Annotated in this window: 17 protein-coding genes and 1 riboswitch; of the genes, 11 read left to right on the plus strand and 6 right to left on the minus strand. The window is 62.9% G+C overall.

All coding sequences use genetic code 11. The features are described from left to right. Positions 1 to 19 precede the first annotated feature (19 nt). The 3 genes from AC3RCP_RS03780 to AC3RCP_RS03790 are packed head-to-tail and all read left to right on the plus strand — an operon-like array spanning position 20 to position 2,944. Complete coding sequence (locus AC3RCP_RS03780; RefSeq protein WP_492571406.1) at positions 20 to 976, plus strand: glycosyltransferase family protein; 957 nt, start codon at positions 20 to 22, stop codon at positions 974 to 976. 54 nt (positions 977 to 1,030) lie between these two features. Then, the gene (locus AC3RCP_RS03785; RefSeq protein WP_101336655.1) at positions 1,031 to 1,792 is read left to right on the plus strand and encodes a glycosyltransferase family protein; all 762 of its coding nucleotides are present in this window, start codon (positions 1,031 to 1,033) and stop codon (positions 1,790 to 1,792) included. A gap of 48 nt (positions 1,793 to 1,840) precedes the next feature. After that, positions 1,841 to 2,944: a glycosyltransferase gene (locus AC3RCP_RS03790; protein WP_101336656.1), complete on the plus strand. Its 1,104-nt coding sequence runs from the start codon at positions 1,841 to 1,843 to the stop codon at positions 2,942 to 2,944. On the opposite strand, the gene AC3RCP_RS03795 is transcribed toward AC3RCP_RS03790, so the two are convergent. After that, positions 2,930 to 3,535: a BUD32 family EKC/KEOPS complex subunit gene (locus AC3RCP_RS03795; RefSeq protein WP_101336657.1), complete on the minus strand. Its 606-nt coding sequence runs from the start codon at positions 3,533 to 3,535 to the stop codon at positions 2,930 to 2,932. The two genes, AC3RCP_RS03790 and AC3RCP_RS03795, sit on opposite strands and share 15 nt — an antisense overlap. Before the next feature lie 107 nt (positions 3,536 to 3,642). On the opposite strand from AC3RCP_RS03795, the gene AC3RCP_RS03800 reads away from it, so the two are divergent. The 5 genes from AC3RCP_RS03800 to hldE all read left to right on the plus strand — a co-directional run bounded on the left by AC3RCP_RS03800 (position 3,643) and on the right by hldE (position 9,662). Next, a complete protein-coding gene (locus AC3RCP_RS03800; protein ID WP_101336658.1) occupies positions 3,643 to 4,815 on the plus strand; it encodes an O-antigen ligase family protein in 1,173 nt (390 codons plus the stop codon). A 15-nt stretch (positions 4,816 to 4,830) separates the two neighbouring features. Next, complete coding sequence (msbA, locus tag AC3RCP_RS03805; RefSeq protein ID WP_007922170.1) at positions 4,831 to 6,639, plus strand: lipid A export permease/ATP-binding protein MsbA; 1,809 nt, start codon at positions 4,831 to 4,833, stop codon at positions 6,637 to 6,639. A 187-nt stretch (positions 6,640 to 6,826) separates the two neighbouring features. Continuing rightward, on the plus strand, positions 6,827 to 7,531 hold the full coding sequence (locus AC3RCP_RS03810; RefSeq protein ID WP_101336659.1) for a sulfotransferase family 2 domain-containing protein: 705 nt from the start codon (positions 6,827 to 6,829) through the stop codon (positions 7,529 to 7,531). Continuing rightward, a complete protein-coding gene (cysC, locus tag AC3RCP_RS03815; protein WP_492571407.1) occupies positions 7,524 to 8,135 on the plus strand; it encodes an adenylyl-sulfate kinase in 612 nt (203 codons plus the stop codon). The genes AC3RCP_RS03810 and cysC overlap by 8 nt, the downstream gene beginning before the upstream one ends. Before the next feature lie 102 nt (positions 8,136 to 8,237). Next, positions 8,238 to 9,662, plus strand: a complete 1,425-nt coding sequence (gene hldE / locus AC3RCP_RS03820; protein ID WP_007921454.1) for a bifunctional D-glycero-beta-D-manno-heptose-7-phosphate kinase/D-glycero-beta-D-manno-heptose 1-phosphate adenylyltransferase HldE — start codon at positions 8,238 to 8,240, stop codon at positions 9,660 to 9,662. 53 nt (positions 9,663 to 9,715) lie between these two features. Here the strand turns inward: hldE and AC3RCP_RS03825 are convergent, their stop codons facing one another. From AC3RCP_RS03825 to AC3RCP_RS03840, 4 genes are all read right to left on the minus strand, one after another. Beyond that, positions 9,716 to 10,687 carry a hypothetical protein gene (locus tag AC3RCP_RS03825; RefSeq protein WP_007921453.1) on the minus strand — a complete coding sequence of 324 codons (972 nt, stop codon included), beginning with the start codon at positions 10,685 to 10,687 and terminating at the stop codon, positions 9,716 to 9,718. A 41-nt stretch (positions 10,688 to 10,728) separates the two neighbouring features. After that, complete coding sequence (locus tag AC3RCP_RS03830) at positions 10,729 to 11,541, minus strand: aldo/keto reductase (RefSeq protein WP_007921452.1); 813 nt, start codon at positions 11,539 to 11,541, stop codon at positions 10,729 to 10,731. Continuing rightward, entirely contained in the window at positions 11,538 to 12,713 is a 1,176-nt protein-coding gene (locus tag AC3RCP_RS03835; RefSeq protein WP_492571408.1) for an NAD(P)/FAD-dependent oxidoreductase, read from the minus strand. The genes AC3RCP_RS03830 and AC3RCP_RS03835 overlap by 4 nt, the downstream gene beginning before the upstream one ends. 180 nt (positions 12,714 to 12,893) lie before the next feature. Then, positions 12,894 to 13,226: a DMT family transporter gene (locus AC3RCP_RS03840; protein ID WP_007921448.1), complete on the minus strand. Its 333-nt coding sequence runs from the start codon at positions 13,224 to 13,226 to the stop codon at positions 12,894 to 12,896. Positions 13,227 to 13,335: 109 nt separating this feature from the next. Here AC3RCP_RS03840 and AC3RCP_RS03845 point away from each other — a divergent pair, with 109 nt between their 5' ends. Beyond that, positions 13,336 to 14,220, plus strand: a complete 885-nt coding sequence (locus tag AC3RCP_RS03845) for a LysR family transcriptional regulator (protein WP_162805206.1) — start codon at positions 13,336 to 13,338, stop codon at positions 14,218 to 14,220. Positions 14,221 to 14,243: 23 nt separating this feature from the next. Next, positions 14,244 to 15,515, plus strand: a complete 1,272-nt coding sequence (waaA, locus tag AC3RCP_RS03850; RefSeq protein WP_492571409.1) for a lipid IV(A) 3-deoxy-D-manno-octulosonic acid transferase — start codon at positions 14,244 to 14,246, stop codon at positions 15,513 to 15,515. A 124-nt stretch (positions 15,516 to 15,639) separates the two neighbouring features. Here the strand turns inward: waaA and AC3RCP_RS03855 are convergent, their stop codons facing one another. Then, complete coding sequence (locus tag AC3RCP_RS03855) at positions 15,640 to 17,079, minus strand: TolC family outer membrane protein (protein ID WP_009041884.1); 1,440 nt, start codon at positions 17,077 to 17,079, stop codon at positions 15,640 to 15,642. A 197-nt stretch (positions 17,080 to 17,276) separates the two neighbouring features. Further along, positions 17,277 to 17,381: riboswitch (TPP riboswitch) on the plus strand. A 175-nt stretch (positions 17,382 to 17,556) separates the two neighbouring features. Between AC3RCP_RS03855 and thiC the strand changes: the two genes are divergently transcribed. Continuing rightward, complete coding sequence (gene thiC, locus AC3RCP_RS03860; RefSeq protein WP_492571410.1) at positions 17,557 to 19,446, plus strand: phosphomethylpyrimidine synthase ThiC; 1,890 nt, start codon at positions 17,557 to 17,559, stop codon at positions 19,444 to 19,446. Positions 19,447 to 19,491: the final 45 nt, after the last annotated feature.

Raw genomic sequence — 19,491 nt, forward strand, 5'->3', positions numbered from 1 at the left:
CACGGCTGCAAGGAAGATGATGAAGGTTCTATTTCTGGTGCAGAAAGAACAGCGGGCCATTCTGGACCGCCTGTACGAAGGCGTTGCCGCTCATTGCGAATGCGACCTGCGGTGGTTGAGCAGTGACGAGCAGCGCAACCTGCGTGGCTATTTCCGCCGTGAGGTGGATGTATCGCGCTATGACCGCATCGTGTTCTTCCTGCGTTTCAAGCAGGAAATCCGCCAGGCGAGCTTCATCCGCAGCATTCCCAACCTGGTGATCCTCGAGCACGACGCCTACCAGAACTACATAACCTGCAAGTACACCGGCAAGTTCAGCGCACACTACCGCCGCCTGCCGTGGGCACGGGTGATCAGTTCGGGGTTCATGGTCAGCGAGCGCTTGCGCGAGGAAGGTTTCGACGCGGTATTCGTGCCCAAGGGCTACGACCAGACCCTGCTGCAGGATCAGGGCCGCGAGCGGGATATCGAGCTGGCATTCGTCGGCAGCACCAACAGCGTGGCCTACAGCGGGCGCAAGGCGCTGCTCGACGAACTCGGCCAGGTCGAGCCCTTGGTGGTGACGCGGACCAAGTCGGGCGAAGAGTATTGCGACACCCTCAACCGTATCCGCTTTTTCGTCAGTGCCGACGTCGGCATGGGCGAATACATGATCAAGAACTTCGAGGCCATGGCCTGTGGCTGTGTGTTGCTGGCATTCGACCAGGGTGAGGCGGAAAACCGCGCGCTGGGCTTGCAGGACCTGCACAACGTGGTCTTTTATCAGAACATCCCGCAATTGCAGGAAAAACTCGCCATGTTGCGCGCCGATCCGGCCCTGGCGCAGAGCATCGCGCGAAACGGCCGCGATATGGCGGTCTCTCAGTTCAGCTTCGCCCGTATCGGGCAGCGCATCGTCGAGGAACTCCAGCCCGCATTGCGGCCTCGTGCACCCTTGAGCTTTATCGAGCGCGTACGCTCGAAACTGGGTGTTTGACAGCGGTCACCGAGCCCTTAATAGTGATCGCACTTTGTCGTAGGTGAGAATCAAGTGCAGTTTAGTCAAGAGAGTGACATCACGTTGGTGGTCACCAGTTGCGGTCGCCTGGACCTGCTCAAGCTCACGCTGGAGAGTTTCGATCGCTTCAACAGCGCGCCGATCCGCGAAGTCTTCATCACCGAAGATGCTGGCGACGAGCGGGTGCGCACGGCTGTGCCTGCCCATTGGAAAGATCACTGTACCTTCTTCGTCAACCGGCCGAAGCTCGGTCAGTTGGCGTCGATCGACCTGGCCTACGAGCAGGTCAAGACCCCCTACATCTTCCATTGCGAAGACGACTGGGAGTTCTACCGCCCGGGTTTTGTCGAGGATTCGAAAGCGATTCTCGAGCGGCGCCCGGACATCCTGCAGGTCTGGTTGCGCAGTTATGCCCACGACCTGCGAATCCATAGCCCTTACATCCACTTGGGTGCCCGCGAGTTGATCGGTGGTGTGCCTTGTTATCCGCTGATCTCCGACAAACCCGAGTGGCAGAGCTTTTCCCTGAACCCGGGCTTGCGCCGGCTGGCAGAGTATCGACTGTGCGCGCCTTTCGCCGGGCACGGAGGCGAGAAAGCGCTGTCCAAGCGCTATGCTGAGCTGAACCTGACAGCTGTCAGCCTGGAAGGCGACGCGGTGCTGCATACAGGCTTCGGTCTGCATGTGGAGACTGCCGCCGAGCGGCAGCGTAAGGCTCGGCGCAGTCGTCGCGAGCAAATCAAGCTTGTTTTAGTCCTGTTGGTTGGAGTCGGTATTGGCTGGTTTATCAATTAGTTCTACCGGTTTCACTTTCCCGAATACCGCGAAAGGGCTATGTGCCCAATGAGCATTCTCAACATCATGTGGGCAGGCGGCAGTGCATTTGCCTCCGTTCACAAGGTTCACCAGCAGATCCTCTCTCAGGCCGAGCCAGGCACTGTGGTCAAGACCTGGCTGCTGCAAGGCTCGTCTACCGGATGCGTTGCCGAAGTGGGGGAATGCCGGGAGTGGAACCTGTCGTCGGCGCGGCTGAAGGGCAAGCATTTCTGGCGCTTGCTCAAACCCTGGCTGCGGGACAGTTTTCGCAAGGCGTTGCGGGAAAGCGATGCCCAGGTGTTGTTGCTCGATGGCCTGGGGGTGGCGCGTACCTTGTTGCCGGTCCTCAAGTCATTGCCGCACATGCGTGCGGTGGTGGTGATCCATGGTTCCACGCGCTTGCACCGCAAGGATCAACAGCTGTTCCGGCAGTTCCCCGCTTCGCAGCTGACTCTCGCGGCTGTTTCGCAGACCCTGGCTTCATCCCTCGAAGACGATTTGCAGATGCCGGTGACGGCCTTGCGCAGCGCGTTCAATCCGCACGAGTTCAACGCAAGGCTGCTACCGCGTGCCGAGGCCCGGGCCACCCTCGGCCTGCCCGCGGGCGATGCTCCGGTATTCGGCGCGGTCGGGCGTCTGGTGGACGATAAGGGTTTTGCTTGCCTGTTGGAGGCCTTCGCCAAGGCCCTGGCGAGCCGGCCGGAGATGCGTCTGGTGATTATCGGCGAGGGTTCGAATCGCGCAGCGCTCGAGGCCCGCATCAACCGGCTGGGCCTGCAAGACAAGGTTTCGCTGCCTGGGCATCTGAAGCATGCGGCGATGCTTTACAAGGCATTCGACTGGGTGGCCATCCCGTCGCTGGACGAGGGCCTGGGGCTGATCCTGCAGGAAGCAGTGATGTCCGGTGTGCCGGTATTGACCAGCGATTTGCCAGTGTTCCGTGAGCAGTTGGCTGAAACCGGGCGTTATGCGCCGGTGAATGATATCGACGCCTGGCAAGAGGCGATTCTTCAGGCCCTCGGCCTGCCCGCCCAGAGCATCGCGGCGGATCAGTACGCTGCTCTGGCCCCCGACCTGGCCTGGCAGCGCTTCAGCCAGGCGGCCACTACCCTGCTGTCATGCCGAAAGTAGGGCCTGTTCCAATGCTTGTATCGGAAAGCTCCCATTCAGCTTCTCCCGGGCAATATAGCGGGCGAAGTGTTGCAGGTTGCGTTTGATCAAATGGCGCGGCAATGGCCCGCGGAAGAAGCGCATGTCGGCCACGTCGATCAGGCCGAAGCGGTTATCCGGGGTGATGACGATGTTGCCCAGGTGCAGCGAGCGAAAGTAGATCCCCGAGGTATGCAGGCTACGAATCAGCTCGACCAGGGCCGGCAAGGTCTGCTGCCAGTCGAAGCCTTCCTTGCTGGCGACCTGGCGCAGGGTTTCGCCTGGCAGCGGTCGGTAAAGCACCGCGGTCATGCCGGGTTGTTCCAGGCGGTAGAAGTCCAGAACCTGCAGCGTGGGAACGCCGAGTTGTTCCAGGCGTGCGGCGTTGTCGATGAAGCGCGTCGAATAGGGCCGAAACAGGGCGGATGAAAAAAGACGCTTGCGCCGGAACAGTTTCAGAATATTCCCATCCTGCAACAGGTAGACTTTCGGGCCGTAACTGTCGGCCTCCAGAATCCTGGCGCCTTCAATCATCTGATTCAAAGTGGCTTGGGGAAGCCGGGAGCATTGCATCGTAGGAAGCCTTGTCGAAGTGGCGGGCACAGTGACGGGCAATGATGCCGAAAAGTTGTTGTTTTAACCATGCCGGTTTGGCTGGTGAACCATTTAGGAGCGAATAGATGCAGGCCACACGTTGGGCGCAAGTATGGATGACAATCGGGTTGCTATGGTTTTTGCTGGCCATCGCACTGGCGCCCACCAACAAGATCTACCAGCAGGGGCTGGTGGCCTTCCTGTGGTTGCCGGCAATGATTCTGGCCTGGTCCGCACGTGAGCGTCTGATCGAATGGTGGCGTTCCCAGCGCTGGATTGGTCTGGCATTGCTGGGACTGGCGATATGGGGGCTGATCAGCCTGACATGGACGCAAGCGGCGGACCCGTCACGCGAGGCCAAGCGCTTGCTGTACATCGCGGTGTTCCTGCTGTTCTTCCCGATTTTCGCCAATGCCCGCCCGGAGCGGGTGATTACTGTCATGCAGTGGGGCGGCATAGGGCTTGCGGTGACGGCTTTACTGTCCATTATCCAGTTCTACTGGATTCATGGAAATGTCTGGTGGGGACGCCTGGAAGGGCTGGGCGAGTTGGGCCATCCGATCCTGGGCGGTTATGTCATTGGCCTCACTGCTATCTGGTTGCTGCATTGGATGCCGCGCACTCGTTCTCTTCAAGCGGTATGGCTGGTAGCGTTGGCGCTGCTCGGCGCGTTCGTCGTGTTGTGCCAGAGCCGTGGTGCTGCCCTGGCTCTATTCCTGACCGTGTTGGCGATGCCGATCTGGTGCCGCGACCGACTCAGCCGTATGTTCGCGGCCGCGGCATTGTTGCTGGCGATGCTGGCGTTCTGGTTTCTCGAACCTTTGGTCATGGCACGTGGGGTTTCCTTTCGCCCGCAGATTCTGATGGCCAGTCTGCAGATGATCGCCGAACATCCATGGACAGGCCTCGGCCTGGGCTCGAGCTATGACGTGCTGGTCGACGGTTTGACATTCGACCATGCTCACAACCTGTTCACCCACATTGCCATTGAACTGGGTATCCCCGGACTATTGCTCTGGATCGTGGCCTGGTTTGCCGTCTTGCGCGAAGCCTGGCGCGCCCGTGAAACGCTTTATGGTCGGGGCGTCATCGGGATCTGGCTGTTCTCTTTCCTGGCCATGCAGTTCGATGCTGCGAGCCTGACGGGGACCCCTCGCGCCGAATGGTTCATCAGTTGGCTGCCGATCGGTCTGGCCACTGTTTTGGTCTGGGCACGGGGCGGTCACACAGGCTGTGATAAAATCCCGCGTTCCTCCTAAACAGTGAGCTCGACGATGAGTGATGCACCGCTCAAAGCGGAACAGGATTCCAGCCTGAAAATCTATTTTCGGCTGTTGGGGTATGTAAAACCCTACATAGGCATTTTCCTGCTGAGTATCGTGGGCTTCGTGATATTTGCATCCACCCAGCCGATGCTGGCGGGCATTCTCAAATATTTCGTCGACGGCTTGAGCAATCCCGAAGCGGTGCTCTTCCCCAACGTTCCCTATCTGCGCGACTTGCAACTATTGATGGCGGTGCCGCTGCTGATCATCCTGATCGCGGCGTGGCAGGGGCTCGGCTCTTTCCTCGGCAACTACTACCTGGCGAAGGTTTCCCTGGGGCTGGTGCATGACCTGCGGGTCGAGCTGTTCAACAAGCTGCTGGTCCTGCCGAACCGCTATTTCGATACCCATAACTCCGGGCATCTGATTTCCCGCATCACCTTCAACGTCACCATGGTCACCGGTGCCGCCACCGACGCCATCAAGGTGGTGATTCGCGAAGGCCTGACGGTAGTGTTCCTGTTCGTTTACCTGTTGTGGATGAACTGGAAGCTGACCCTGGTGATGCTGGCGATCCTGCCGTTGATTGCGATCATGGTTGGCAGTACCAGCAAGAAATTCCGCAAGCAGAGCAAGAAGATCCAGGTGGCGATGGGCGATGTGACCCATGTGGCCTCCGAGACCATTCAAGGCTATCGCGTGGTTCGCAGCTTCGGTGGCGAAAGCTACGAGCAGCAGCGTTTCGTCGACGCCAGTCAGAGCAACACCGATAAACAGCTGCGTATGACCAAGACCGGTGCGGTCTACACGCCGATGCTGCAGTTGGTGATCTACTCCGCCATGGCGGTGTTGATGTTCCTGGTGCTGTTCCTGCGTGGCGATGCCACCGCGGGCGACCTGGTGGCCTACATCACCGCGGCGGGCCTGCTGCCCAAGCCGATTCGCCAGCTCTCGGAAGTCAGTTCGACCATCCAGAAAGGCGTGGCGGGCGCGGAAAGCATCTTCGAACAGCTGGACGTCGAGCCTGAAGTCGATCGGGGACAGATCGAGCGTGAGCGCATCGAGGGTCGCCTGGACGTGCGCAACCTGAGCTTCACCTATCCGGGCACCGACCGGGAAGTGCTGAAGGACATCAGCTTCTGCGCGGCTCCCGGGCAGATGATCGCGCTGGTCGGCCGCTCCGGCAGCGGCAAATCGACCCTGGCCAGCCTGATTCCGCGCTTCTATCACCACGAAACGGGGCAGATTCTCCTCGATGACGTGGAAATCGAGGATTACCGCCTGCGCAACCTGCGCCGGCATGTGGCCCAGGTGACCCAGCATGTGACCCTGTTCAACGACAGCGTGGCCGCCAACATTGCCTATGGCGACCTGGCCGGGGCGCCGCGGGAAGACATCGAGAAGGCGGCGACGGATGCCTATGCCATGGACTTCATTTCGCAGTTGCCCGAAGGCCTGGACACCCAGGTCGGCGAGAACGGCGTGCTGCTCTCCGGCGGTCAGCGCCAGCGTCTGGCGATTGCCCGAGCCCTGTTGAAGAATGCGCCGTTGCTGATTCTCGACGAGGCTACCTCGGCCCTGGATACCGAATCCGAGCGGCATATCCAGGCGGCCCTGGACAAGGTGATGAAGGGGCGCACCACCCTGGTGATCGCACACCGCCTGTCGACCATCGAGAAGGCCGACCTGATTCTGGTCATGGATCAGGGGCGGATCGTCGAGCGCGGTACTCATGTCGACCTGCTGGCGCAGAACGGCTACTACTCGCGTCTGCATGCCATGGGCCTGGACGAGCCTGCCTCCGAAGGCATTGCCTGAGCCAGCGCCCGGGTGGGCACTGCCCACCCTGGAAACAGCCCCGGCGTGCAATGCGCCGGCGGTCTTTGTATCCCGCCCCTTACAGTCTTGACCAAGCCTAAATAATCCAGCGCCTCGTGCTTGTTATGGTTCCAGCCTCAATCGTCGACTGAATCGAGGGGGCCAACCCCGTCGCGCGGGTACTGGAATGCTGCAACGTTATCTGTGGAAGTTATTGCCCAAGTCGCAACGGGCGTTTTTGCTTGGGCGCCTGTCGGTGGTGGACCGGCAGGTGGTGAACAAGGCCATGTCCGCCAACGTCCGTTTTCCGGCGCCATTCCGTCAGCGCGGTTGTGTGTTCATCCATGTGCCCAAGTGCGCGGGGAGCAGCCTGTGTTCGGCATTGTTCGACGGCTGGACGCCCGGCCATCTGCCCCTGTACTGGTACGAGCAACAGTTTCCCCAGCAATTCGCCAGCAGTTTCAAGTTCGCCGTGGTCCGCGATCCCCTGGAGCGGGCCTATTCGGCCTATGCCTTTCTGCGTGGCAACGAGCTCAGTCGTCGCGACCAGGCCGCTCAGCGGCTGGTCAGCCACTATCGCGATTTCGATGATTTTGTCGGTCGCTGGCTGCACCCGGAAAATATCCACAAGCAACTGCACTTCGCCCCGCAGACCGACTTCCTGGTGGACTCCATGGGACGCCTGGACATGGACTTCATCGGCTATCAGGAGCACCTGCAGCGCGACTATCAGTTGCTCAGCGAGCATCTGGGCGTGAGCAGGACTCTGCCGCATCTCAATGAATCGCGGCAACGGAGCGAGGCGCCTGCCCGGGACTTCTGCACGGTGCGCACCCGACGACTGGTGCGTCGGGCCTACCAGCGCGACTACGAGATGCTCGGCTATGAATGAGCCCCTGCCACCGCGTTGCCCACAACCGGACATCCGCCCCAGCAGCCTGTCCCTGACCGCGATCGAGCGGGCGGCGCTCAAGCAGCAACGCCCGAGCTGTATCTGGCTGACCGGTTTGTCCGGCGCCGGCAAATCGACCCTGGCCAACCTGCTGGAGTTGCGGTTGAACGGGCAGGGCCTGCATACCTTTGTCCTCGATGGCGACAACGTGCGCGGTGGCCTGTGTCGTGACCTGGGCATGGACACCGAGGCGCGCAAGGAAAATATCCGGCGCCTGGCCGAGGTGGCGAGGTTGATGGTGGAGGCGGGGTTGATCGTGATCGTTTCGGCGATATCACCGTTTCGCGCGGAGCGCGCCGCTGCCCGGGCCTTGTTCGCGGCGGACGAATTTCTCGAGGTGTACGTGAGCACTGCGTTCGCTGTCTGTGCCCGACGCGATCCCAAAGGCCTCTATCAGGCGGCGAGCGAAGGGCGTATCCGGGACTTCACCGGGCTCGACAGCCCCTATGAAGCGCCACTGGATCCTGACTGCGAGATCGATACCGAAACGGTTGGACTGGCCTGCGCGACAGACCGGCTCATGGCGCTTTTGCTCAATAAATGAACAGTTTGGGGCGATCGTGAATACTCGTGCAGCGGTAGAACTAGGCAGCGTTCACCCTGTGTTAATATCGCGCCCCTGTTCATTTTGTATGTGGGTTGCTCCATGAAGTTGTCCATGCCGCGATTCGATCAAGCCCCTGTCTTGGTGGTCGGCGATGTCATGCTCGACCGTTACTGGCATGGTGGTACCTCACGGATTTCCCCTGAGGCGCCGGTACCGGTAGTCAAGGTCGAGCAAATCGAGGACCGCCCGGGCGGTGCCGCGAACGTTGCCTTGAACATTGCCGCGCTCGGCGCACCGGCCTCGCTGGTTGGCGTCACCGGCGACGACGAGGCTGCCGACAGTCTCTCCAACAGTCTTGAGGGGGCGGGCGTACGCGCCTTGTTCCAACGCATTGCCCACCAGCCGACCATCGTCAAGCTGCGGGTCATGAGCCGGCACCAGCAACTGCTGCGTATCGATTTCGAAGAACCTTTCGCCACCGACGCCCTGGCGTTGGGCGCTGAAGTCGACCGGTTGCTGGACGGCATCAAGGTGCTGGTGTTGTCCGACTACGGCAAGGGAGCCCTGAGGAATCATCAGGCGCTGATCCAGGCCGCGCGTGCCCGTGGCATCCCGGTGCTGGCGGACCCGAAAGGCAAGGACTTTTCGATTTACCGCGGCGCCAGCCTGATCACCCCGAACCTCAGCGAGTTCGAAACCATAGTCGGCGGTTGCATCGACGAGCACGACCTGGTCAGCAAAGGCGCCAAGCTGATGCACGACCTGGAACTGGGCGCCTTGCTGGTGACCCGTGGCGAACACGGCATGACCCTGCTGCGTCCCGACCACCCGGCGCTGCACTTGCCGGCCCGGGCCCGTGAAGTGTTCGACGTCACCGGTGCCGGCGATACAGTGATTTCTACCCTGGCGGCGGCAATCGCGGCGGGTGAAGAGCTGCCGCACGCGGTGGCCCTGGCCAACCTGGCCGCCGGCATCGTGGTCGGCAAGCTGGGTACCGCGGCCATCAGCGCACCGGAGCTGCGTCGCGCGATCCAGCGTGAAGAAGGTTCCGAGCGCGGTGTGCTGAGCCTCGACCAGCTGCTGCTGGCGATCGACGATGCGCGTGCGCACAAAGAGAAGATCGTCTTCACCAACGGCTGTTTCGACATCCTCCATGCCGGCCACGTGACCTACCTCGAGCAGGCGCGGGCCCAAGGCGATCGCCTGATCGTGGCGATCAACGACGATGCCTCGGTCAGCCGCCTGAAAGGGCCGGGCCGTCCGATCAACAGCGTCGACCGGCGCATGGCAGTACTGGCCGGCCTGGGCGCGGTGGACTGGGTCATCAGTTTCCCCGAGGGTACTCCGGAAAACCTGCTGGCCCAGGTCAAGCCGGACGTGCTGGTCAAAGGCGGGGATTACTCGGTCGACCAGGTGGTCGGCGCCGATATCGTCAAGGCTTATGGCGGTGTGGTGAAGGTGCTGGGCCTGGTGGAGAACAGTTCCACCACGGCCATAGTCGAGAAGATCCGCAAGACCGAATAAGGCTTGCCGCCAATCCGCCCACTCTCGCGAAAGCTGGAGTGGGCGGGAGGCGCTCAACGTTGCCGGCTGGTCTTGGTCGGTACCATCTTGCGCAATATCTGCCGTGCCTTGCCGGTAAGACGCTGGAGTTTGGAGTCCTTCTCCGGCGCGCTCAATCCCTGCTGCTTCAGCCAGTCCTTCCAGCGAATCCGCTCGTCACGCACCAGCCAGCCTTGCTGCCGAGCGAAGCTTTCGGCCAGATACAGGCCGCGGGTGCTCGCCGGGTGCAACTGATCCTTCTTCAACGTATAGAGCTCGGCGCAGGGCTGACCGTCCTTGAGTGGCATCAGGTACAGGTCCGGGCGCTTGCGATCCAGGCGAGCCACCAGCTGGTCGCCCTCCAGGCGTTCGTCGACATGGAACAGGCTCAGGGACTTGGCCTCTTTCGGCACGTCCAGGCGCAGGTCATAGATCAGTTGCAGTGAAGCGGTGGGCAGGTGCACATAGGCCCGCGGCCGTTCCAGCAACTGCAGGTTGGCGCAGCGCACCGGGCGTGCCGCGCCTGATAGCGGTGTCAGGCGAAAGGGCAGGGCCTCGCGATAATGCAGGGCCGCCGAGTAAGGGGCGGGCAGCCAGGTGTCGTTGAAGCGCCCGCCGAGCCAGCCTTCCGGGGTTTCCAGCAGGCATTCCTCGGCGATTTCCTGGATGGCGGTATGCAGCGGCAGGTTCAGCTCATGGGCCGGGACGTAGCCGGAAATCAGCTTGAGCACCACGTCGCCGCGATCCTGCCGGCGCTGGCGCACCAGCACCCAATAGTCGCGGTTCTGCCAATGCAGGGTCAGGCGTACCGAGACGCCGAGGTTGGCCAGCTCCAGGGCGAAGCGCTCGGCGTCGGCCACCGCAACCGGGCGCCGGCGCTGCAGGGTCTGCGCAAAGTTTAGCGGCATGCCGACGCTCTGGTAGCTGAGGCCTTCGGGCGTCGCTTCGACGAACAGCGGCAGGGTCTTGAAGTTGCTGGGGTTCTTTCTTATGAGCGTACGCGGCATGTCGGCTCCTTCTTGCGTCGGGGTCGGCCGCGTGGGCGGCATCAGTTCTTGCGCAACACCTGCGCGACAGTGGCGACATTATGGGCCAGGTGCAACGGATTGATGGTCCCGACAATAGCACTGGCGACGCCCGGTTGATCGAACAGCAGTTCGAAGCTGGCGCGCACCGGGTCGACACCGGGGCTCAGGCACACATGGCCGCTGGCCAGGGCTTTTTTCACCAGAATGCCCTTGCCGTGGGCTGTGGCGTAATCGATGACGGCTCGCTCGTTCTGTTCGTTCAGATTGTAGGTGACCATGGCACAGTCACCTTGTTCCAGGGCCTTGAGGCCGCCCTCGACGGTTTTCCCGGAGAGGCCGAAGCCACGGATCTTGCCTTCCTGCTTGAGCTCGGCCAGCGTCTGGTACACCTCGCACTGCTCAAGGATGTGCAGGTCATTGCCGTCGGAATGCACCAGCACCAGGTCGATGAAGTCGGTTTCCAGGCGCTGCAGGCTGCGCTCCACCGACAGGCGGGTATGCGCGGCACTGAAGTCGTGGCGCGACAGGCCGTTTTCGAACTCTTCGCCGACCTTGCTGACAATCACCCAGTCCTGGCGTTGCCCGCGCAGCAGCGGGCCCAAGCGCTCCTCGCTGCGGCCATAGGCCGGCGCGGTGTCGATCAGGTTGATGCCCAGGTCGCGGGTCAGCTTGAGCAGCATGCGGGCTTCGGCGTCATCCGGAATCTGGAAGCCGTTGGGGTACTTCACCCCTTGGTCGCGCCCGAGCTTCACGGTGCCCAGGCCCAGTGGGGAGACCAGCAGCCCGGTGCTGCCGAAGGGGCGATGCAGGTCGTGCAGGGTCGCTTGGCTCATGGCAGCAGTTGCTCCCAGGCCGGTTGCGCGATGGCGGGTTTCGGCAGCGTCGGCAACGCAGTCGCGGGGCCCGGCTTGATACCGTCGCGCTCGAGGGCGGCGAACACCCGGTCGGCGAAGTCCGGGGCCAGGGCCAGCTTGGTCGGCCAGCCGACCAGCAGGCGGTCCTGTTCGGCGAGAAAGGCATTGTCCGGACGGGTCAGGCCCGACTGCGCGGGCTCGGCGCGGTCCACCCGCAGGGTGGCCCATTGCGCCTGGCTGAGATCGACCCATGGCAACAGGTTGCCGAGTTCTTTCTGGGCGGCCGCGATCTGCGCCGCCGGCTCGCGCGCCACGCCTTCGGCTTCGGCGATGTCGCCGCCGAGGTACCAGACCCACTGGCCGTCGGCCGCCGGGTGGGTGGTCACGGTGATCCGCGGCTTCGGCCCGCCGCCCAGACAGTGGGCGTACAGCGGTTTCAGGCTCGGGCCCTTGACGATCACCATGTGCAACGGCCGGCGTTGCATGGCCGGCTGGCTCAGGCCGAGGCTGTTCAGCAGCTCGGCATTGCCGGCGCCGGCGCTGAGCACGATGCGTTGCGCGCGGATTTCCCGCTCATCGACCCGCAGGCCCAGCAATTGCCTGTTTTCCCGCAGGGGTTCGATCTTCTGCCCGGCCAGCAGGCTATCGCCGCCCAGTTCGGCCAGGCGTCCGATCAGGCTCGGCACGTCCACCACCAATTCGGCCAGGCGATACACCTTGCCCTTGAAGCGACGGTCCTGCAGGGCCGGCGGCAACTGGTCGCCCTTGACCTGATCGACACGGCCACGCACGGCCTTGCTGGCGAAAAAGCTGGTGAGGTTGCCGGCCAGGGTGCCGGGGGACCACAGGTAATGGGCCTCGGACAGCAGGCGCACACCGGACAGGTCCAGCTCGCCGTTGCCGGCCAGGGCCTCGCGCCAGCGGCGCGGCATGTCGGCGATGGCTTCCGAGGCGCCGGTCAGGGCGCCGTGCAGGGCGTACTTGGCGCCGCCGTGAATGATTCCCTGAGACTTGACGCTTTGTCCGCCGCCGAGGCTGGCACTCTCCACCAGCACGGTGGAAAAGCCCTGGCGACGCAGGCGGGCGTTCAGCCAGAGGCCGGCGACTCCGGCGCCGACAATCAGCACGTCGGTGGAAATAACGGATGGCATGCAGCGACCTCAGTGTTCAAGACTAGGGGCGCAGTATACAGGCTCGAGCCGCGCAGGCTTTGTTGGCGATCAAACTGGCAGGGGCGCGCTTGGCGAAGCGCTTTGTGTAGCCGCTGCCGAAGGCTGCGATCGAGCGCGAAGCGGTCGCGCTCTTGAAGGGCCTGCGGCAGTGGTCATGGATCAGTGCCCGGCGGTCTTGGAAAACAGCTGGATCACCACCACGCCCAGGACGATCAGGGCCATGCCGAGCATTGCCGGGATATCCAGCTTCTGCCCGTAGAGGAACAGCGCGGCCACGCTGACCATGACAATGCCCATGCCGGCCCAGACCGCGTAAGCCACGCCCACCGGCACGGTGCGCACCACCAGGGTCAGCATCCAGAAGGCCACGCCGTAACCGACGATGATCAGCAGCAGCGGCAGTGGAGTACTCAGGCCTTTGACCGCTTTCATCGAAACAGTGGCGATCACTTCGGCGCAGATGGCGATGGCCAGGTAGGTGTAAGCGTTCATGGGAGAGTCCTCGTGTTTGGGCTTGCTTGATGAGGTCGGCATTCTAGAGATTGTGCAGATGGGGTAAAGTCATTACCTATCTGTTTTGAAGATGGGTTGCCTTATGAATGTGCAGTGGAATCTGGAGCAGATGCGGCTGTTCGTCAGCGTCGCCGAGCAACGTTCGTTTTCCGCGGTGGCCCGTGACCAGCACAAGGCGCAATCGGCGGTCAGCAGCGCGATTGCGCTGCTCGAGGCCGATCTCGGCGTGCTCTTGTTCGAGCGCAGCAGCGGTCGCCAGCCGAAACTCACCGAGGCGGGTCGTGCCTTGCTTGCGGAGGCGCGGGAAGTGCTGCGCCAATGCGAGCGCTTGAACGGGCGGGCGCTGGCGTTGATGCGGGGTGAGGAGGCGCGCTTGCGGCTGGCCCTGGACGAGGCGATGCCTTTCCAGCCGGTGCTCGATAGCCTTGAGGCGTTGTCCGAACGTTTCCCCAGTCTTGAGGTTCAACTGGCCAGCAGCGCCCAGGGTGATGTGGCGCGCAAGCTGTTGGACCGTCGGGCCGACCTCGGTTTGCTGTTTCACCATGAACAGATGTCCGAGGCCCTTGAGCGACGGGCCCTGGGCAGCGTCGAGATGGTCACGGTGTGCGCGGTCGGGCACCCGTTGGCCGGCGAGAAACAGGTGGATCGCCAGCAACTGGGGCGGCATCGACAGTTGTTGATTTCTCCGCAGTTGAGCACTTACCCCAGTGGCGAGCAGGTCAGCCCGCAAGTCTGGCGCGCCGACAGCTTCTACGCGATGGCCGAGCTGCTGATGCGCGGCCTGGGCTGGGCCTGGCTGCCGCGGCATGTGGTGCAGTACCCGGCCTATCAGAACCAGATGGTCGAGTTGGCCAGCGAGTGGACCCCGCCGGCACTGGTGGTGGAACTGGTCTGGCGCCGCGATGAACCCCTGGGGCCGGCGGCGCATTGGCTGGCGGAGCGTTTTGCCGTGCACTTGCGGGCGATTGGCTGAAAAAGCCGATAAACTCCGCCGCCATGAATAGAACTCTCTACACCGCGCTGTTTTACCTGGGGCTGCCATTGGTGGCGATTCGTCTGTGGCTGCGGGCGCGCAAGGCGCCGGCCTATGCCCGGCGGATTGGCGAACGTTTTTCCTGGGGGCTGCCGGCGATGCAGCCGGGCGGGATCTGGGTGCACGCGGTGTCGGTAGGCGAGAGCATCGCCGCCGCGCCGATGATCCGTGCCTTGCTGGCGCGTTATCCACAGCTGCCGATCACGGTCACCTGCATGACCCCCACGGGATCGGAACGTATCCAGGCGCTGTTCGCCAACGAGCCGCGCATTCAGCACTGCTACCTGCCTTACGACCTGCCTTGCGCCGCCGCGCGTTTTCTCGATCGGGTCCGGCCGAAGCTGGCGGTGATCATGGAAACCGAGCTGTGGCCCAATCACATTCACCAGTGCGCCAGGCGCGGGATTCCGGTGGCGCTGGCCAATGGGCGGTTGTCGGCGCGCTCGGCCCGGGGTTATGGGCGCTTTGCCAAGCTGACCGCACCGATGCTCGCTGAAATGAGCCTGTTCGCGGTGCAGACCGAGGCCGAGGCCGAGCGTTTTCGCCAGTTGGGCGCGCGCCCGGAAACAGTCGAGGTGACGGGCTCGATCAAGTTCGACCTGAGCGTCGACCCGCAACTGCTGGTGCGCGCCAGCGAGCTGCGCGAGCAATGGCAAGCCGGCGAACGCCCGGTGTGGATCGCCGCCAGTACCCATGAAGGCGAAGACGCCGTGGTGCTGGCTGCTCATCGCCAACTGCTGGCCAGCCACCCGGATGCCTTGCTGATCCTGGTGCCGCGTCATCCGGAGCGTTTCAATCCGGTGTTCGAGCTGTGCCGGCAGCAGGGCTTTGAGACCATTCGCCGCTCGAGCGCCGAGCCGGTCAGCGCCAGCACCTCGGTGCTGCTGGGCGACACCATGGGCGAGCTGCTGTTTCTCTATGCCCTGGCGGACAGCGCCTTTGTCGGCGGTAGCCTGGTACCCAATGGCGGGCACAATTTGCTGGAGCCGGCGGCCCTTTCCAAGCCGGTGCTGAGCGGGCCGCACCTGTTCAACTTCCTGGAGATCGCGGCGATGCTGCGCGAGGCGGGCGCCCTGCAGGAAGTGGACGATGCCGATGGCCTGGCGGTGGCGGTGCAGCGCCTGTTCGAGTTGCCCCGGGATGCGCAGAAGATGGCCGATGCCGGACTGCGGGTGATGCGCAGCAATCAGGGCGCCCTGCAGCGTCTGCTCGACGGGTTGGATCGCTTGCTGTAGCCGCTGCCGCAGGCTGCGATCGACCGGAACGGTCGTAAAAAAGGCCACCGCCATTCAATCGAATCGCGGTGGCCTTTTTGCGTGTCCTGCGGACAGGATCACAGCCAGCGGTAGCGGCTACAGGTTACTGCCCCGGCCGGGCCTTGAGCTGTTCCGCCGCGGCCTTGGCCAGGTCCGGCGGCAGGAAGTCGCGGTCCGGGTTGTAGTCGGCTTTCAGGTAGCGCGACAGGTCCTGCAAGTCACCCGGATTGAGGGTGCCGGCGGCTTGCTTGAGGCGCAGGTTGTCGAGGATGTAGTCGTAGCGGCTGTTGTTGTAGTTGCGCACCGAGGTGTACAGCTGGCGCTGGGCGTCGAGCACGTCGACGATATTGCGCGTACCGACCTGGTAGCCGATTTCCGTGGCTTCCACGGCGCTCTGGTTGGAGATGATCGACTGGCGCCGGGCCTGGACCTGCTCGACATCGGTGTTCACCGCGCGGTGCAGGTTGCGGGTGTTTTCCACCACCTGGCGCCGCAGGGCTTCACGGCGCTGCTCGCTCTGGGTCAGGCGCGAGTAGGACTCGCGGACCTGGGAGCTGGTCAGGCCGCCGCTGTAGATCGGAATGCTCAGTTGCAGGCCGATGCTGCGTTGTTCGACGTCACTGCCGTAACGCTGGCCCAGCGGGGCCGGGTTGCTGAAGCCGAGGGCGTCGTTGTCGCCTTTCTTGTATTGCGCCACGGCGTCGAGGGTCGGGGCGTGGCCGGCCTTGCGCTGCTTGAGGGTTTCCTCGGCGGCGCTGACTGCGTAGTTGCTGGCCAGCAGGTTGAGGTTCTGCTTGGCCGCGGTATCGACCCAGGCCTTGGCGTCATTCGGGGCCGGCGCCAGCACCGGCAGGCTGTGGACGATGCCCTGGATCGCGTTGTACTGGCGGTTGGTCAGGGTGATCAGGGCTTCGAAGGCGTCATCCACCTGGCGTTGGGCGAGGATCCGGTTGGCCCGCGCGGTGTCGTAGCTGGCCTGGGATTGCAGGACGTCGGTCTTGTCCGACAGGCCGACGTCGAAGCGTTCGTTGGACTGGTCGAGCTGACGCTTGAAGGCGGCCTCTTCGGCCTTGGTCGAGGCCAGGTTGTCCTGGGCGCGCAGGACCGAGAAGTAGCTCTCGGCGCTTTGCAGGATCAGGTTCTGCTCGGTGGCCGAGAGTTCCAGCGCGGCTTGTTCGTTGACGTCCTTGGCCGCTTGCAGCTGGAACCAGCGGTCGGCGCGGAAAATCGGCTGGGCCAGGGTCGCCTGGTACACGGTGCCGCTGCGGGTGGCGGTCATCGACGGCTCGTCGAACTTGGTCCGGGTGTTGTTCAGGTCGGCACCGGCCGAGAGGTTGGGCAGCAAACCGGCGCGCGCCTGTGGCACCACTTCCTTGCGTGCGTCGTAATCGGCGCGGGCGGCGGCGAGGTCGGCGTTGTTGTCCACCGCCTCCTGGTAGACGCTGACCAGGTCGGTTTTGGTGGTCAGGGGCGCTTCTGCTGCCCAGGCCATTCCATTGGACGCACAAGACACGGCGATGGCCAGTGAGAGTTTGCGCAGCATTCGGCGATCCCTAGAGTTGATATTACGAGGATAATTCTGGCGCCAAGGCTAAGTCTCGGCCTGTGCAGCGTCAAGGTTCGACGCAACCTGAGCGAGTGTAGATGCGCCTGCGAAGGGCAACAATCCTGCATTTACGCCATTCATCATGCTGTTTGCCGTGGGGTTGGCGTTCTGCACCGGCTTTGTCTAGACTGGCCGGGTTCTTGTCGGGGTGCCTTGCTATGAGGCTGAGATCGGATAATCCGGATCCCGTTGAACCTGATCAGGTTAGCGCCTGCGTAGGGAACAAGATTTCTCGTCACCCGGCGAGTCCTCTTGTGCTTCGTCCGGGATGTTGTTCGACAATCGAACACCCCTCGAGCACCAAGCACTGCACCAGCTGGTTTTCGCCTCTGGCTCCAGCCATGGTTGCGTCCGTTCGTTACAGGTTCGCTCCGACAAAAATCCACTGCCTGGATGCTGTCTGGAGAGCCCGTGATGACTACAAAATTAAAAAACGCTACCCACCTTAGCGAATCGGCCAAGGTCGATGAGCAGTCGGTTCAGCCCTTTACCCGCTCGCAAAAAATCTATGTCCAGGGTTCGCGCCCGGACATTCGCGTGCCGATGCGCGAAATCAGCCTCGACGTGACCCCGACCGACTTCGGCGGCGAGATCAACGCGCCGGTCACCGTCTATGACACCTCCGGCCCGTACACCGACCCCAACGTGGTGATCGACGTGCGCAACGGTCTGGGCGATGTGCGCTCGGCCTGGATCGACGACCGTGGCGACACCGAGCGCCTGCCGGGCCTGAGTTCCAACTTCGGCCAGGAACGCCTCGCCGATCCCGAGCTGACCAAGCTGCGCTTTGCCCACGTCAACAACCCGCGCCGGGCCAAGGTCGGGGCCAACGTCAGCCAGATGCACTACGCGCGCAAGGGCATCATCACCGCCGAGATGGAATACGTCGCCATCCGCGAAAACATGAAGCTGCAAGAGGCTCGCGCCGCGGGTCTGCTCGATCAACAGCACGCCGGCCACAGCTTCGGCGCCAGCATCCCGAAAGAAATCACCCCCGAGTTCGTCCGTGAGGAAATCGCCCGCGGTCGCGCGATCATTCCGGCCAACATCAACCACGTCGAACTGGAACCGATGATCATCGGCCGCAACTTCCTGGTGAAGATCAACGGCAACATCGGCAACAGCGCCCTGGGTTCGTCCATCGAAGAAGAAGTGGCGAAGCTGACCTGGGGCATCCGCTGGGGTTCGGACACCGTCATGGACCTGTCCACCGGCAAGCACATCCACGAAACCCGTGAGTGGATCATCCGCAACTCGCCAGTGCCGATCGGTACCGTGCCGATCTACCAGGCGCTGGAGAAGGTCAACGGCGTGGCCGAAGACCTGACCTGGGAGCTGTTTCGCGACACCTTGATCGAGCAGGCGGAGCAGGGCGTCGACTACTTCACCATCCACGCCGGCGTGCTGCTGCGCTATGTGCCGCTGACCGCCAAGCGCGTGACCGGCATCGTCTCCCGCGGCGGTTCGATCATGGCCAAGTGGTGCCTGGCGCATCACAAGGAAAACTTCCTCTACACCCACTTCGACGAAATCTGCGAAATCATGAAGGCCTACGACGTCAGCTTCTCGCTGGGCGACGGCCTGCGTCCGGGCTCGATCGCCGACGCCAACGACGAAGCGCAGTTCGGCGAGCTGGAAACCCTCGGCGAGCTGACCAAGATCGCCTGGAAGCATGACGTGCAGTGCATGATCGAAGGCCCTGGCCACGTGCCGATGCAACTGATCAAAGAGAACATGGACAAGCAGCTGGAGTGCTGCGACGAGGCGCCGTTCTACACCCTCGGCCCGCTGACCACCGACATCGCCCCGGGCTACGACCACATCACCTCCGGTATCGGCGCGGCGATGATCGGCTGGTTCGGCTGCGCCATGCTCTGCTACGTGACGCCGAAGGAGCATCTGGGCCTGCCGAACAAGGATGACGTGAAGACTGGGATCATCACCTACAAGATCGCCGCGCACGCTGCGGATCTCGCGAAAGGTCACCCGGGTGCGCAGATCCGTGACAACGCGCTGTCCAAGGCGCGTTTCGAATTCCGTTGGGAAGACCAGTTCAACCTCGGCCTCGACCCGGACACCGCGCGCGCCTACCACGACGAGACCCTGCCCAAGGATTCGGCCAAGGTCGCGCACTTCTGCTCCATGTGCGGGCCGAAGTTCTGCTCGATGAAAATCACCCAGGAGGTCCGTGAGTACGCGGCCAACCAGCGCATCGAAGCGGTGGACGTGGATGTCGCCAAGGGGCTGGCGGAGCAGGCTGAGCGCTTCAAGCAGGAAGGCAGCCAGCTGTACAAGAAGGTTTAAGCGACAAGTTGCAAGCTGCAAGTTAAAGGCAAAAGTGGTCCTGCT

The organism is Pseudomonas sp. GW822-FHT05A08 (assembly GCF_058800485.1).

What these genes read in the sequence shown, in the direction of transcription:
- AC3RCP_RS03780 (WP_492571406.1), top strand. Translation starts at nt 20, where the DNA reads ATGAAGGTTCTATTTCTGGTGCAGAAAGAACAGCGGGCCATTCTGGAC.
- AC3RCP_RS03790 (WP_101336656.1), top strand. Translation starts at nt 1,841, where the DNA reads ATGAGCATTCTCAACATCATGTGGGCAGGCGGCAGTGCATTTGCCTCC.
- AC3RCP_RS03795 (WP_101336657.1), bottom strand. Translation starts at nt 3,535, where the DNA reads ATGCAATGCTCCCGGCTTCCCCAAGCCACTTTGAATCAGATGATTGAA.
- AC3RCP_RS03800 (WP_101336658.1), top strand. Translation starts at nt 3,643, where the DNA reads ATGCAGGCCACACGTTGGGCGCAAGTATGGATGACAATCGGGTTGCTA.
- msbA (WP_007922170.1), top strand. Translation starts at nt 4,831, where the DNA reads ATGAGTGATGCACCGCTCAAAGCGGAACAGGATTCCAGCCTGAAAATC.
- AC3RCP_RS03810 (WP_101336659.1), top strand. Translation starts at nt 6,827, where the DNA reads ATGCTGCAACGTTATCTGTGGAAGTTATTGCCCAAGTCGCAACGGGCG.
- cysC (WP_492571407.1), top strand. Translation starts at nt 7,524, where the DNA reads ATGAATGAGCCCCTGCCACCGCGTTGCCCACAACCGGACATCCGCCCC.
- hldE (WP_007921454.1), top strand. Translation starts at nt 8,238, where the DNA reads ATGAAGTTGTCCATGCCGCGATTCGATCAAGCCCCTGTCTTGGTGGTC.
- AC3RCP_RS03825 (WP_007921453.1), bottom strand. Translation starts at nt 10,687, where the DNA reads ATGCCGCGTACGCTCATAAGAAAGAACCCCAGCAACTTCAAGACCCTG.
- AC3RCP_RS03830 (WP_007921452.1), bottom strand. Translation starts at nt 11,541, where the DNA reads ATGAGCCAAGCGACCCTGCACGACCTGCATCGCCCCTTCGGCAGCACC.
- AC3RCP_RS03835 (WP_492571408.1), bottom strand. Translation starts at nt 12,713, where the DNA reads ATGCCATCCGTTATTTCCACCGACGTGCTGATTGTCGGCGCCGGAGTC.
- AC3RCP_RS03840 (WP_007921448.1), bottom strand. Translation starts at nt 13,226, where the DNA reads ATGAACGCTTACACCTACCTGGCCATCGCCATCTGCGCCGAAGTGATC.
- waaA (WP_492571409.1), top strand. Translation starts at nt 14,244, where the DNA reads ATGAATAGAACTCTCTACACCGCGCTGTTTTACCTGGGGCTGCCATTG.
- AC3RCP_RS03855 (WP_009041884.1), bottom strand. Translation starts at nt 17,079, where the DNA reads ATGCTGCGCAAACTCTCACTGGCCATCGCCGTGTCTTGTGCGTCCAAT.
- thiC (WP_492571410.1), top strand. Translation starts at nt 17,557, where the DNA reads ATGACTACAAAATTAAAAAACGCTACCCACCTTAGCGAATCGGCCAAG.